The organism is Caballeronia sp. LZ003, from assembly GCF_031451465.1.
GTDB lineage: Bacteria > Pseudomonadota > Gammaproteobacteria > Burkholderiales > Burkholderiaceae > Caballeronia.
The window spans coordinates 1,974,013-1,988,122 of sequence record NZ_JARUXJ010000001.1 but is presented as its reverse complement, the minus strand read 5'-3'; the positions used below and the strand labels follow the sequence as shown (position 1 = coordinate 1,988,122).

General features: G+C 61.2%; 13 protein-coding genes and 1 tRNA gene. All 14 read left to right on the top strand.

The genetic code is table 11. The annotated features are described in order from the left end of the window. Window positions 1-55: 55 nt before the first annotated feature. The 14 genes from pnp to nuoI all read left to right on the top strand — a co-directional run bounded on the left by pnp (window position 56) and on the right by nuoI (window position 14,070). A complete protein-coding gene (pnp, locus tag QCE79_RS08830; RefSeq protein ID WP_309843463.1) occupies window positions 56-2,194 on the top strand; it encodes a polyribonucleotide nucleotidyltransferase in 2,139 nt (712 codons plus the stop codon). 194 nt (window positions 2,195-2,388) lie between these two features. Continuing rightward, complete coding sequence (locus QCE79_RS08825; RefSeq protein WP_244825496.1) at window positions 2,389-3,405, top strand: NAD(P)H-quinone oxidoreductase; 1,017 nt, start codon at window positions 2,389-2,391, stop codon at window positions 3,403-3,405. A gap of 253 nt (window positions 3,406-3,658) precedes the next feature. After that, complete coding sequence (gene tpiA, locus QCE79_RS08820; RefSeq protein WP_250509197.1) at window positions 3,659-4,432, top strand: triose-phosphate isomerase; 774 nt, start codon at window positions 3,659-3,661, stop codon at window positions 4,430-4,432. A gap of 81 nt (window positions 4,433-4,513) precedes the next feature. Beyond that, window positions 4,514-4,909, top strand: coding sequence for a preprotein translocase subunit SecG (gene secG / locus QCE79_RS08815; protein WP_244825493.1), 396 nt, complete (start codon window positions 4,514-4,516; stop codon window positions 4,907-4,909). Between the two features lie 161 nt (window positions 4,910-5,070). Then, window positions 5,071-5,155, top strand: a tRNA-Leu gene (locus QCE79_RS08810). Between the two features lie 209 nt (window positions 5,156-5,364). Next, the gene (locus QCE79_RS08805; protein ID WP_244825491.1) at window positions 5,365-5,724 is read left to right on the top strand and encodes an NADH-quinone oxidoreductase subunit A; all 360 of its coding nucleotides are present in this window, start codon (window positions 5,365-5,367) and stop codon (window positions 5,722-5,724) included. Window positions 5,725-5,785: 61 nt separating this feature from the next. Next, a complete protein-coding gene (locus tag QCE79_RS08800) occupies window positions 5,786-6,265 on the top strand; it encodes an NADH-quinone oxidoreductase subunit B family protein (RefSeq protein WP_006052903.1) in 480 nt (159 codons plus the stop codon). Between the two features lie 20 nt (window positions 6,266-6,285). Further along, window positions 6,286-6,885, top strand: coding sequence for an NADH-quinone oxidoreductase subunit C (locus QCE79_RS08795; RefSeq protein ID WP_244825489.1), 600 nt, complete (start codon window positions 6,286-6,288; stop codon window positions 6,883-6,885). Between the two features lie 9 nt (window positions 6,886-6,894). Then, on the top strand, window positions 6,895-8,148 hold the full coding sequence (locus tag QCE79_RS08790) for an NADH-quinone oxidoreductase subunit D (protein ID WP_250465136.1): 1,254 nt from the start codon (window positions 6,895-6,897) through the stop codon (window positions 8,146-8,148). Between the two features lie 144 nt (window positions 8,149-8,292). After that, window positions 8,293-8,778, top strand: a complete 486-nt coding sequence (gene nuoE, locus QCE79_RS08785; RefSeq protein WP_244825485.1) for an NADH-quinone oxidoreductase subunit NuoE — start codon at window positions 8,293-8,295, stop codon at window positions 8,776-8,778. Continuing rightward, window positions 8,775-10,097: an NADH-quinone oxidoreductase subunit NuoF gene (gene nuoF / locus QCE79_RS08780; protein ID WP_244825483.1), complete on the top strand. Its 1,323-nt coding sequence runs from the start codon at window positions 8,775-8,777 to the stop codon at window positions 10,095-10,097. Before nuoE ends, nuoF begins: the two co-directional genes overlap by 4 nt. A 49-nt stretch (window positions 10,098-10,146) precedes the next feature. Then, complete coding sequence (nuoG, locus tag QCE79_RS08775; RefSeq protein WP_250525970.1) at window positions 10,147-12,483, top strand: NADH-quinone oxidoreductase subunit NuoG; 2,337 nt, start codon at window positions 10,147-10,149, stop codon at window positions 12,481-12,483. Beyond that, complete coding sequence (nuoH, locus tag QCE79_RS08770) at window positions 12,484-13,548, top strand: NADH-quinone oxidoreductase subunit NuoH (RefSeq protein ID WP_244825480.1); 1,065 nt, start codon at window positions 12,484-12,486, stop codon at window positions 13,546-13,548. Window positions 13,549-13,581: 33 nt separating this feature from the next. Beyond that, window positions 13,582-14,070: an NADH-quinone oxidoreductase subunit NuoI gene (gene nuoI, locus QCE79_RS08765; RefSeq protein ID WP_244825478.1), complete on the top strand. Its 489-nt coding sequence runs from the start codon at window positions 13,582-13,584 to the stop codon at window positions 14,068-14,070. Window positions 14,071-14,110: the final 40 nt, after the last annotated feature.

The window sequence follows — 14,110 nt, the reverse complement described above, 5'->3', positions numbered from 1 at the left end:
GTCCGGTGGGCAAACGTCCACCGATCCGGCGTGGCGCAACGTAGAAGGAGTCGCAATGTTCAATAAGATCGTCAAGGAATTCAAGTGGGGACAGCATAACGTCCGCCTGGAAACGGGTGAAATCGCTCGTCAGGCAAGCGGCGCGGTGATCGTCGATGTCGAAGATACCGTCGTGCTCGCCACTGTCGTCGGCGCAAAGACCGCCAAGCCGGGTCAGGATTTCTTCCCGCTGACCGTCGATTACCTCGAAAAGACCTACGCCGCCGGCAAGATCCCGGGTGGCTTCTTCCGCCGCGAAGGCCGTCCGTCCGAAGGCGAAACGCTCATCTCGCGCCTGATCGACCGTCCGCTGCGCCCGCTCTTCCCGGAAGGCTTCTATAACGAAGTGCAGGTCGTGATCCACGTCCTGTCGCTGAACCCGGACGTTCCCGCCGACATTCCCGCGCTGATCGGCGCGTCGGCAGCGCTCGCCGTGTCCGGTCTGCCGTTCAACGGCCCGGTCGGCGCCGCGCGCGTCGCCTACATAAACAACGAATATGTGCTGAACCCGACGCGTCCGCAAATGAAGGAATCGGCGCTCGACCTCGTGGTCGCCGGTACGGAACGCGCGGTGCTGATGGTGGAATCGGAAGCGCAGCAGTTGTCCGAGGAAGTCATGCTCGGCGCGGTCGTGTTCGGCCACGAGCAGATGCAAATCGCCATCGACGCAATCCATGAACTGGTGCGCGACGGCGGCAAGCCGGAATGGGACTGGCAGCCGGCCCCGAAGAACGAAGCGCTCATCTCGCGCGTCACGGAAATCGCCAAGCCGGAACTGGAAGCGGCTTATCAACTGCGCAACAAGCAAGCGCGTTCGGCCAAGCTGAAGGAAGTTTTCGCGGCGACCTCGGCGAGGCTCGCAGCGGACGCGGCTGCTTCGGGCACGGCAGCGGCGGATGCGGCGACCATCGGCAACGTGTTGTTCGACATCGAAGCGAAGATCGTCCGTTCGCAGATTTTGAACGGCGAACCGCGTATCGACGGTCGCGACACGCGCACCGTGCGTCCGATCGAAATCCGCACCGGCGTTCTGCCGCGCACCCACGGCTCGGCGCTCTTCACGCGCGGCGAGACGCAGGCGCTGGTCGTCGCCACGCTCGGCACGAAGGGCGACGAGCAGAACATCGACGCGCTCGAAGGCGAATACCGCGAGCGCTTCATGCTTCACTACAACATGCCGCCGTTCGCGACGGGCGAAACGGGCCGCGTCGGTTCGCCGAAGCGCCGTGAAATCGGTCACGGCCGTCTCGCCAAGCGCGCGCTGGTCGCGTGCCTGCCGAACGCCGACGAATTCGGCTATTCCATCCGCGTCGTGTCGGAAATCACGGAATCGAACGGCTCTTCGTCGATGGCTTCGGTCTGCGGCGGTTGCCTCGCGCTGATGGACGCCGGCGTGCCGATGAAGGCGCACGTGGCCGGCATTGCCATGGGTCTCATCCTCGAAGACAACAAGTTCGCGGTTCTGACCGACATTCTCGGCGACGAAGATCACCTCGGCGACATGGACTTCAAGGTGGCCGGCACCGCGCAAGGCGTGACGGCGCTGCAAATGGACATCAAGATTCAGGGCATCACCAAGGAAATCATGCAGGTCGCGCTCGCGCAGGCGAAGGAAGGCCGCATGCATATCCTCGGCAAGATGACCGCCGCGGTGCCGACCACGAACACGGAGCTGTCGGACTACGCGCCGCGCATGATCACCATCAAGATCAATCCGGAGAAGATTCGCGACGTGATCGGCAAGGGCGGTTCGGTGATCCGCGCGCTGACGGAAGAGACCGGCACGACCATCGACATTTCCGACGACGGCGTCGTGACGATTGCGAGCACGAGCTCGGAAGGCATGGCCGAGGCGAAGAAGCGTATCGAGAACATCACGGCCGAAGTGGAAGTGGGCCAAGTGTACGAAGGTCCGGTGCTCAAGCTGCTGGACTTCGGCGCGATCGTGAATATCCTGCCGGGCAAGGATGGTCTCCTGCACATCTCGGAAATCGTCAACGAGCGTGTGAAGGACATCAACGACTACCTGAAGGAAGGCCAGATCGTGAAGGTCAAGGTCATCCAGACGGACGAGAAGGGTCGCGTGCGTCTGTCGGCCAAGGCGCTTCTGAACGAAGCCGCGCAACAAGCCGAACCGACGCAGCCGCAGCAGTAATGCGGTAATGTGTCGACGGCCGGCCGCATCTGCGAGCCGGCCGTTTTCTTGTATGAGGTGCAGCGGGCGACGCTTTGTCCGATGCATCGCCGGACCCGATGGCACTGTGGAGCGCGTGTTGCCCGCGCGGCACAGTGCCATCTGGTTCGCCAAGTCAACGCGCTTGCCACACGACTGACTGTCTGGGAGAAGCAATGAAGGCCATCGAAATCACTGAGTTTGGTGCACCCGAAGTGCTGAAGCTGGGCGAGCGCCCGAAGCCCGAGCCGGGCAAGTGCGAAGTGCTCATCAAGGTGAGCGCTTCCGGCGTCAACCGGCCCGATGTTTTTCAGCGCAAGGGCGCGTATGCGCCGCCGCCGGGCGCGTCGGATTTGCCGGGGCTCGAAGTGGCGGGCGAGATCGTCGATGGCGACTTCGATCCTAAACATAATCCGTTCGGCCTCAAGAAGGGCGATCGCGTCTGCGCACTGCTCGCGGGCGGCGGTTACGCGGAATACGCGGTTGCGCCGCTCGAACAATGTTTGCCGGTTCCGGCTGGATTGACGGACATCGAAGCGGCTTCGCTGCCGGAAACGTTCTTCACCGTGTGGAGCAATGTCTTCGAGCGCGCGCATCTCGGTTCGGGCGAAAACGGCGACGAGGAGACGCTGCTCGTGCAGGGCGGATCGAGCGGTATCGGCGTGACGGCCATACAGATTGCGAAGGCGCTCGGCTTTCGCGTGTTCGCCACGGCCGGCAGCGACGAAAAGTGCCGCGCCTGCGAAGCACTCGGCGCGGAGCGCGCGATCAACTACAAGACGGAAGATTTCGTCGAAGTGGTGCGTTCGCTCACGAACGATCGTGGAGTCGACGTCATTCTCGACATGGTCGCGGGCGATTATCTCCCGCGCGAACTGAAGTCGCTTGCGGATGGCGGGCGTATCTGCGTGATCGCGCTGCTTGGCGGCGCAAAAGCGGAGATCAATCTCAATGACGTGCTGCGGCGTCGGCTGGTCATCACCGGATCGACCCTGCGGCCGCGTCCGGTGGCGTTCAAGGCGAAGATTGCCGCTAAGCTGAAAGAGCAAGTCTGGCCGGAGATCGAGGCGGGGCGTATCAAGCCGGTGATTCATCAGGTGTTCCCGGCAAGCGAAGCCGCAGCCGCACACACGTTGATGGAAAGCAGCACGCACGTCGGCAAAATCATGCTCGACTGGCGCGAGGACGCCTGATTGCCCTTGATTGTTGCGCGTTGCGGTTCTGGCGGTTTGACCGGTTTCGCCGTATCACAGTAAAATCGCCTGTTTTGCAAGCAGTTGGCAGTTCGCTTTTTCGAAATACGCGCAGAGGGTTCAAACATTCCTATAACAGAGTGGTCTTTGAACCTCCGGGTGAACGATTGATGAACGATCGGGTTCGCCCCGGTGATCTTCAAAGGCCGCCACGCATGGCGGTGTCATTCCACCGCCGTCGAGTGACGAGACAATGTCCAGACAACGAGCGAAACTGGTGGTGGGCAACTGGAAGATGCATGGCCGCATCAAAGAGAACGCGGCTTTGCTGAGCGAGGTCGCCGTTGGGGCGTCGGCCTTGCAGAAGAGCGTGGGTGTGGGCGTATGCGTTCCATGTCCGTACCTCGCGCAATCGCAGGCGCTTTTGAGCGGCTCGGTCGTGCGCTGGGGCGTTCAGGATGTGTCCGCGCATGAGAAGGGCGCGTTCACCGGAGAAGTCGCGGCGGAAATGGCCGCCGATTTCGGTGTGACATATGCAATCGTCGGGCATTCCGAGCGGCGCGCGTATCATCGCGAAAGCCCGGAACTCGTGGCGGCCAAGGCGCTGCGTGCAATCGACGCAGGCCTGACGCCCATTGTGTGCGTCGGCGAGACGCTCGAACAGCGCGAAGCAGGCTCGACGGAAGAAGTCGTCGGCACGCAGCTCGAAGCCGTGTTGCTCGCGTTGACCGAGGAACAGGCAGCGAGCATCGTGGTGGCGTACGAGCCGGTGTGGGCCATCGGCACGGGCAAGAGCGCCACGGCGCAGCAAGCGCAGGATGTTCACGCGTTCGTGCGTGCGAAGCTGGCGGAGAAGGGTGCGTCGGTGGCGAACGTGCCGCTGTTGTATGGCGGCAGCGTGAAGCCCGAGAACGCGCAGGAATTGTTCGGGCAACAGGACATCGACGGCGGGCTGATTGGCGGCGCGTCCTTGAAGTCGGAAGATTTTCTTGCGATTTGCCAGGCGGCGTTGGCCGAGATTCAGTAAACGGCCGAAGCGTCAGGCAGACGAAGAAGCAAATCGCGGCACATGAGTGTCACGGAAACATCAAGATCCAGGTGAGTTGAAATGCTGTATTTGAAGACTTTGATTATCGTCGTCCAGTTGTTGTCGGCGCTTGGCGTAATCGGGCTTGTGCTGTTGCAGCATGGCAAGGGTGCGGACATGGGTGCGGCGTTCGGAAGTGGGGCATCGGGCAGTCTGTTTGGCGCGACCGGTTCCGCTAACTTCCTATCACGCACGACCGCCGTGCTTGCCGCGGTCTTCTTCGTGACGACGCTGGCGCTGACATACATCGGCAGCTACAAGCCGCAGGTTTCCGCGGGCGTTCTTGGCGGTGCAATGCCTGCGCCCACGGCTTCCGCGCCTGCTGCGGCAAAGTCGGGTTCGGCGCCTGCCGCTGCGACTGCGCCGGCATCCGCCGCGCCTGCGTCGAGCGCGCCGGGTTCCGACGTGCCGAAGTAAATCGCCGAACTCCTTGGCCGGGTTGTCCAAGAAACGCCCAGAACAAATTTTCGCGTTATTCGTGTTTTGTGCGTTGAACAATTCGTGAGACCTAGTTATAATTCAAGTCTTGTAGCGATTCGCGGCAATTAAGAAGTTGTTTTCCCGGATTGCAGTACAGTGCCGACGTGGTGAAATTGGTAGACACGCTATCTTGAGGGGGTAGTGGCGAAAGCTGTGCGAGTTCGAGTCTCGCCGTCGGCACCAAAAAGTTATCCAAATGCCAGCCGCATGCATCGCTTCGGCTGGCATTGTCACTTCTGGAGTACCCTTACGGTTTCACATTGACTTATCGTTGTGATAAGCATGGTGCCGAAGAGTTACCAAGCGGTCCGAAGTGAATTCTCCGCCGTGCATTTGCGCCGGCAGCAGCACCCAGACAGTCACAGACCACATCTACCGATCTGAGGATAGCCTTGAACCTCGCACCCTATTACCCCGTCTTCTTGTTTATCGTAGTCGGCCTCGGTCTGGGTATAGCGTTGGTCAGCATCGGCAAAGTTCTCGGTCCCAACAGACCCGACACCGAAAAGAACGCACCGTACGAATGCGGCTTCGAAGCCTTCGAAGACGCGCGTATGAAGTTCGATGTGCGTTACTATCTCGTCGCGATTCTTTTCATCATCTTCGACCTTGAGACGGCGTTCCTGTTTCCGTGGGGTGTTGCCCTGCGCGATATCGGGTGGCCGGGCTTCATGGCCATGATGATTTTTCTGCTCGAATTTTTGCTCGGCTTCGCCTACATCTGGAGAAAGGGCGGACTCGACTGGGAATGAAAGTTAGATCACCGGATTCATGGGCGGCTATGGCTGGCAGCTCATCTGGAGTGGAAAACAAATGAGTATCGAAGGGGTCTTGAAGGAAGGCTTTGTCACCACCACGGCTGACAAGCTGATCAATTGGACGCGCACCGGCTCTCTTTGGCCGATGACGTTCGGTCTCGCCTGCTGTGCGGTCGAGATGATGCATGCGGGCGCGGCGCGCTACGACCTGGATCGCTTCGGGGTGGTGTTTCGCCCGAGCCCGCGTCAGTCCGACGTCATGATCGTGGCAGGCACGCTGTGCAACAAGATGGCGCCCGCGCTTCGTAAGGTGTACGACCAGATGGCCGAGCCGCGCTGGGTCATCTCCATGGGTTCGTGCGCGAACGGCGGCGGGTACTATCACTATTCGTATTCCGTCGTGCGCGGCTGCGACCGTATCGTTCCGGTCGACGTCTACGTGCCCGGCTGTCCTCCGACCGCCGAAGCGCTGGTCTACGGCGTGATCCAGTTGCAGGCGAAGATTCGCCGGACCAACACCATCGCGCGTCAATAAAGGCCTGAACCTCCCCAATTATGGCAAGCAAACTCGAGACCCTCAAAGCGAACCTCGAGGCGGCGTTTGGCGACCGTCTCCAAGTCACCGAGTCGCTGGGTCAGGTAACGGTGGTCGTGAAAGCGGCCGACTACATCGAAGTCGCGACCCGGCTGCGTGACGATCGCTCGCTCGGCTTCGAGCAGTGCATGGACCTGTGCGGCGTCGACTATTCGACCTTCGGCGACGGCGTCTACGACGGCCCGCGTTTTGCCGCTGTGCTGCATCTTCTGTCCATCGCGAACAACTGGCGCGTGCGCGTGCGCGTGTTCGCACCGGACGACGAAGTGCCCATCGTGCCGTCGGTGGTCGACATCTGGTCGTCGACAAATTGGTACGAGCGCGAAGCGTTCGACCTGTACGGCATCGTGTTCGAAGGCCATCCCGACCTGCGCCGCATTCTCACGGATTATGGCTTCATCGGCCATCCGTTCCGCAAGGACTTCCCGATCTCCGGCTACGTGGAAATGCGCTACGACCCGGAAGAGAAGCGCGTCGTGTATCAGCCTGTGACGATCGAACCGCGCGAGATCACGCCGCGCGTGATTCGCGAAGATCGCTACGGCGGTCTGAAACATTAAGAGAACGCCATGGCAGAGATCAAGAACTACACGCTGAACTTCGGCCCGCAACACCCTGCAGCGCACGGTGTGCTGCGTCTTGTGCTGGAACTCGACGGCGAAGTCATCCAGCGCGCAGATCCGCACATCGGCCTCTTGCATCGCGCGACCGAAAAGTTGGCGGAAACCAAGACCTTCATTCAGTCGGTTCCGTACATGGACCGCCTGGACTACGTGTCGATGATGGTCAACGAGCACGGCTATGTGCTCGCCATCGAAAAGCTGCTCGGTATCGACGTGCCGATCCGCGCGAAGTACATCCGCGTGCTGTTCGACGAAATCACGCGCGTGCTGAACCACCTGATGTGGATCGGATCGCACGCGCTCGACGTCGGCGCCATGGCGGTGTTCCTCTATGCGTTTCGCGAGCGCGAAGATCTGATGGACGTCTACGAGGCGGTGTCGGGCGCGCGCATGCACGCGGCTTACTATCGTCCGGGCGGCGTTTATCGCGATCTGCCTGACGCAATGCCGCAATACAAGGCGTCCAAAATTCGCAATGCGAAGGCGCTTGACCGGATGAACGAGAACCGTCAAGGTTCGCTGCTCGACTTCATCGAAGACTTCTTCAATCGCTTCCCGCACTGTGTCGACGAGTACGAAACGCTGCTCACCGACAACCGTATCTGGAAGCAGCGGCTTGTCGGCATCGGCGTGGTGAGTCCTGAGCGCGCGTTGCAGATGGGTCTTTCCGGTGCAATGCTGCGTGGCTCGGGCATCGAATGGGATCTGCGCAAGAAGCAGCCGTACGAGGTGTATGACCAACTCGACTTCGACATCCCGGTTGGCGTGAACGGCGACTGCTACGACCGCTATCTGGTGCGCGTCGAGGAAATGCGTCAGTCCGTGCGTATCGCCAAACAGTGCATTGCCTGGCTGCGCAAGAATCCGGGCCCGGTGATGGTCGATAATCACAAGGTTGCGCCGCCTTCGCGCGTCGGCATGAAGAGCAACATGGAAGAGCTGATTCACCACTTCAAGCTCTTCACCGAAGGCTTCCACGTGCCCGAAGGCGAGACTTATGCCGCCGTCGAGCATCCGAAGGGCGAGTTCGGCATCTATCTGATTTCGGACGGCGCGAACAAGCCTTATCGCCTCAAGATTCGCGCTCCGGGCTACGCGCATCTCGCGTCGCTCGACGAAATGGCGCGCGGCCACATGATCGCGGATGCCGTGACGATCATCGGCACGCAAGACATCGTGTTCGGCGAAATCGATCGCTGATAGCCGTTCGTATTGGTTCTCGCTCGACGCCCAAGCGAACAGCGCAGCAGCAATAACAGCAAACCGCAGGACGCCAGGTCTGCCGCAACAAGAAGGGCGCGGCAGGTTTTCGTTCGGTAGGAATTGAAAGAGTCGTGTCTGAAAATGATCTCAGCTGAAGGCCTGAAAGAAATCGATCGCGCGGTCGCGAAATATCCCGCGGAGCAAAAGCAATCCGCGGTGATGGCAGCGCTGGCTGTCGCTCAGGAAGAGCACGGGTGGCTCTCGCCGGAACTCATGCAGTTCGTGGCGAGCTATCTCAGCATGCCGCCGGTCGCCGTGCAGGAAGTCGCGACGTTCTACACCATGTACAACCTCGCGCCGGTCGGCAAGCACAAGATCACGCTTTGCACGAACCTGCCTTGCCAACTCGGCCCGGACGGTGGCTCGGATAGTGCTGCTCAGTACCTCAAGCAGAAGCTTGGCATCGACTTCGGCGAAACCACGCCGGACGGCAAGTTCACGCTGAAAGAAGGCGAATGCTTCGGCGCGTGCGGCGACGCACCCGTCGTGCTGGTGAACAATCACCGCATGTGCAGCTTCCTGAGCCACGAGAAGATCGACCAGTTGATCGAGGAACTTTCGAAATGACGTCACTCCACGATCGTCACATCAAGCCGCTGATCCTCGCTGGCCTCAACGGCGAGAACTGGCATCTCGAAGATTACGTTGCGCGCGGCGGCTACAAGCAGTTGCGGCGCATTCTCGAAGAGAAGATTCCGCCCGAGCAAGTGATCGCCGACGTCAAGGCGTCGGGTCTGCGCGGCCGCGGCGGCGCGGGTTTTCCGACCGGCCTCAAGTGGAGCTTCATGCCGCGTCAGTTCCCGGGGCAGAAGTATCTCGTCTGCAATTCGGACGAAGGCGAACCGGGCACGTTCAAGGATCGCGACATCCTGCGCTGGAACCCGCATTCGCTGATCGAAGGCATGGCCATCGGCGCGTACGCAATGGGCATCACCGTGGGCTACAACTACATTCACGGCGAGATCTTCGAGGTCTATCGCGTGTTCGAAGCGGCGCTCGAAGAGGCGCGCGCGGCCGGTTATCTCGGCGCGAACATCCTGGGCACGGGCTTTTCGTTCGAGTTGTACGCGCATCATGGCTATGGCGCGTATATCTGCGGTGAAGAAACCGCGCTGCTGGAATCGCTGGAAGGCAAGAAGGGCCAGCCGCGCTTCAAGCCGCCGTTCCCGGCGAGCTTCGGCGTGTACGGCAAGCCGACCACCATCAACAACACCGAGACGTTCGCGGCCGTGCCGTTCCTGCTGGAAATCGGCCCGCAGAATTACCTCGAGATCGGCAAGCCGAATAACGGCGGCACGAAGATCTTCTCGGTGTCGGGTGACGTGAATCGTCCTGGCAATTATGAAGTGCCGCTCGGCACGCCGTTCGCCACGCTGATGGAACTGGCCGGCGGTGTACGCGGCGAGTCGATCAAGGCGGTCATTCCAGGCGGTTCGTCGGCGCCGGTCGTGCCGGGCGAGATGATGCTCGCAACGGACATGGACTACGATTCCATCGCCAAGGCGGGCTCCATGCTCGGCTCGGGCGCGGTCATCGTCATGAACGAAACGCGTTGCATGGTGCGTTCGCTGCTGCGTCTGTCGTACTTCTACTACGAAGAGTCGTGCGGTCAGTGCACGCCTTGCCGCGAAGGCACGGGCTGGCTGTACCGCGTGGTGCATCGTATCGAGCACGGACTTGGCCGCAAGGAAGATCTGGATCTCTTGAACTCGGTTGCCGAAAACATCATGGGCCGCACGATTTGCGCGCTCGGCGATGCGGCGGCCATGCCCGTGCGCGGCATGCTCAAGCACTTCTGGAACGAATTCGAATATCACGTCGAGCACAAGCATTGTCTCGTCGGCGGGCACGCGCATCATGCGGCGTCCGAAGCGCTTACCGCGTAATCAGACGCGCAATCAGATGCGCGACAGAGGTTGAGGATCTTTATCCATCATGGTTGAACTAGAAATTGACGGCAAGACGGTCGAGGTTCCTGAAGGCAGCATGGTGATCCAGGCTGCGCATAAGGTCGATACGTACATTCCTCACTTCTGCTATCACAAGAAGCTGTCGATCGCGGCGAACTGCCGGATGTGCCTCGTCGAAGTCGAAAAGATGCCGAAGGCCGTTCCCGCGTGCGCCACGCCCGTATCCAACGGCATGATCGTGCGTACCACCTCCGACAAGGCCGTGAAGGCGCAGCAGTCGGTGATGGAGTTCCTGCTGATCAACCACCCGCTGGATTGCCCTATTTGCGATCAGGGCGGCGAGTGCCAGTTGCAGGATCTGGCCGTCGGTTACGGCAAGTCGCAATCGCGCTATAGCGAAGAAAAGCGCGTGGTGTTCCACAAGAACGTCGGCCCGCTCATCTCCATGGAAGAGATGACGCGCTGCATCCACTGCACACGCTGTGTGCGCTTTGGCCAGGAAGTGGCCGGTGTGATGGAGCTCGGCATGCTGGGCCGTGGCGAGCATTCGGAAATCACCTCGTTCGTCGGCAAGACGGTCGACTCCGAACTGTCCGGCAACATGATCGATCTGTGCCCGGTCGGCGCGCTCACGAGCAAGCCATTCCGCTATAGCGCGCGTACGTGGGAACTGTCGCGCCGCAAGTCGGTGAGCCCGCACGATTCCGTTGGCGCGAACCTCGTCGTCCAGGTAAAGAACAATCGCGTCATGCGCGTTCTGCCGATGGAAAACGAAGCCATCAACGAATGCTGGATCTCGGACAAGGATCGCTTCTCCTACGAAGGCCTGAACGGCGACGAGCGCCTGAGCACGCCCATGCTCAAGCAAGGCGGCAACTGGATCGAAACCGACTGGCAGACCGCGCTCGAATACGTGGCGAAGGGCATCAAGGGTATCAAGGCGGACCACGGCGCGAACGCCATCGCTGCGCTGGCCACGCCGCATGCAACGGTCGAAGAACTTTTCCTGCTGAAGCAATTCGCGGAAGGCGTGGGTACGCCCAACGTCGATTTCCGTCTGCGTCAGAACGACTTCTCGGCGCCCCTGGGCGTCGGCGCACCCTGGCTCGGCGTGCCTATCGCGGATCTGTCGAATGTCGATACCGCGTTCGTCATCGGTTCGTTCCTGCGTCGCGATCATCCGTTACTGGCCGCGCGTCTGCGTCAGGCGGCGAAGAATGGCGCCATGCTCACGCTTCTCAACGCAAGCAACGACGACTCGCTGATTCCGACCGCGCATCGCCTGGTGGCGGCGCCGTCGGCTTGGCTCGACCAGCTCGCGGGCATCGCAGCCGCGGTGGCCGAAGCGCGTGGCTCGGAACTGCCTGAAGCGTTTGCCGGACGCGAAGTATCGGCGGCGGCGAAAGATGTCGCGGCATCGCTCTCGGCGGGCGACAAGCGCGTCGTGCTGCTCGGCAACCTCGCGGTTCAGCATCCCGATTTCGCGCAGATTCACGCGGCGGCGCAATGGATCGCGAACAGCACGGGCGCCACGCTTGGCTTCCTGACCGAAGGCGCAAATTCAGTGGGCGCGCATCTGGTCGACGTCCTGCCGGGCGAAGGCGGTCTCAACGCGCGCGAAGTGTTCGAACAGCCGCGCAAGGGCTACGTGCTGCTCAATGCAGAACCGGAATTCGATACGGCCAACCCCGCACAAGCCATCGCCGCATTGAAGCAGGCGGAAATGGTCGTGGTGATGTCGTCGTTCAAGCACGGCCTCGACTACGCGGACGTGTTGCTGCCCATCGCGCCGTTCACGGAAACGTCGGGCACCTTCGTCAACGCCGAAGGCACGGCTCAGTCGTTCAACGGCGTCGTGCGCGCGCTGGGCGACACGCGTCCGGGCTGGAAGGTTCTGCGGGTGCTCGGCACGTTGCTCGGTCTGTCGGGCTTCGATTACGACACGGCCGAAGAAGTGCGTATCGCCGCACTCGGCACGGGTGAGTTGAGCGCGCGTTTGTCGAACGAGACGACGGTCGCGGCCAAGCGCGCGGCGTCGAATGTCACGGCGAACGGCGGCTTCCAGCGTCTTGCCGACGTGCCGATCTATCACGCCGACGCACTGGTGCGCCGCGCCCCGTCGCTGCATCTGACGGCCGCGGCCCGCGACGCGAACATGGCGGGTCTGCCGACCGCGCTTTTCGACCAGCTCGGCCTGAAAGACGGCGAAGCAGTGCGCGTCAAGCAAGGCAATCTGTCGGTGGTGCTGCCCGCGGTTCGCGATGCGAATCTGGCGGAATCGGTGGTCCGCGTATCGGCGGGCACGTCAGCCGGCGCCGCGCTTGGCGGCCTGTTCGGCGAACTGGTAGTGGAGAAGGCGTAAATGGGCTTGTTCGATACGATCAACGCGGGCGGCACGCAGATTCTGGGCGTCGCATGGCCAACGGTGTGGGCGCTGGTGCGCATTGTCGTGGTCGCAGTAGTGATCCTGCTGTGCGTCGCGTACCTGATTCTCTGGGAACGCAAGCTCATCGGCTGGATGCACGTGCGTCTCGGCCCGAACCGCGTCGGCCCGGCAGGTCTCTTGCAACCAATTGCGGACGTGCTGAAGCTGTTGCTCAAGGAAGTCATTCAGCCGACGCAAGCAAGCAAGTGGATCTACGTGATCGCGCCGATCATGACGGTGGTCCCGGCGTTCGCCGTGTGGGCGGTCATTCCGTTCCAGGCCAAGGCTGTGCTCGGCGACATCAACGCCGGTCTGCTGTATGTCATGGCGATCTCGTCCATCGGCGTGTACGGCGTGATTCTCGCGGGCTGGGCGTCGAACTCGAAGTACGCGTTCCTAGGCGCCATGCGCGCGGCGGCGCAGATGGTGTCCTACGAAATCTCGATGGGCTTCGCGCTGGTCGTCGTCCTGATGGTCGCGGGCACGTTGAACATGTCGGATATCGTCACGTCGCAGCAGCGCGGCATTTTCGCGGGCTTCGGCGTCAACTTCCTGTCGTGGAACTGGCTGCCGCTTCTGCCAATGTTCGTCGTGTACTTCATCTCGGGCATCGCCGAAACGAACCGCCATCCGTTCGACGTGGTGGAAGGCGAATCGGAAATCGTCGCCGGTCACATGATCGATTACTCCGGCATGGCGTTCGCGCTGTTCTTCCTCGCCGAGTACATCAACATGATCGTGATCTCGGCGATCGCCACGACGCTGTTCCTCGGCGGCTGGGACGCACCGTTCGGCTTCCTGTCGTTCATCCCGGGCGTGTTCTGGTTCGTTTTCAAGGTCTTCCTCCTGCTGTCGGTCTTCATCTGGGCGCGCGCGACTTTCCCGCGTTACCGCTACGACCAGATCATGCGTCTTGGCTGGAAAGTGTTCCTGCCGGTGTCGGTGGTGTGGGTCGTCGTGGTCGGCTTCTGGATCATGTCGCCGCTCAACATCTGGAAGTAACGGCGCGCAAAGAGACAAGAGCGGACAAATATCATGAACGCAATACAGAGCTTTTTTAAGACCTTCTTCCTGACCGAACTGCTCAAGGGTCTGGCGCTGACGGGACGCTACACGTTCCAGCGCAAGATCACGGTGCAGTTCCCGGAAGAGAAGACGCCTATTTCTCCGCGTTTTCGTGGCCTGCATGCACTGCGCCGCTATGAAAACGGTGAAGAGCGCTGCATTGCCTGCAAGCTGTGCGAGGCAGTATGCCCGGCGCTCGCCATTACGATCGAATCGGAAACGCGTGCTGACAATACGCGCCGCACGACGCGTTATGACATCGACCTGACCAAGTGCATCTTCTGCGGCTTCTGCGAAGAAAGCTGCCCGGTCGACTCGATCGTCGAGACGCACATCCTCGAATATCACGGCGAGAAGCGCGGCGACCTGTACTTCACGAAGGACATGCTGCTTGCGGTGGGCGACCGTTACGAGACAGAAATCGCCGCATCGAAGGCGGCAGACGCGCCTTATCGTTGATGCGAAGCCGAGCCTGGAGCGCCGCGCGAGAGAAACAGAA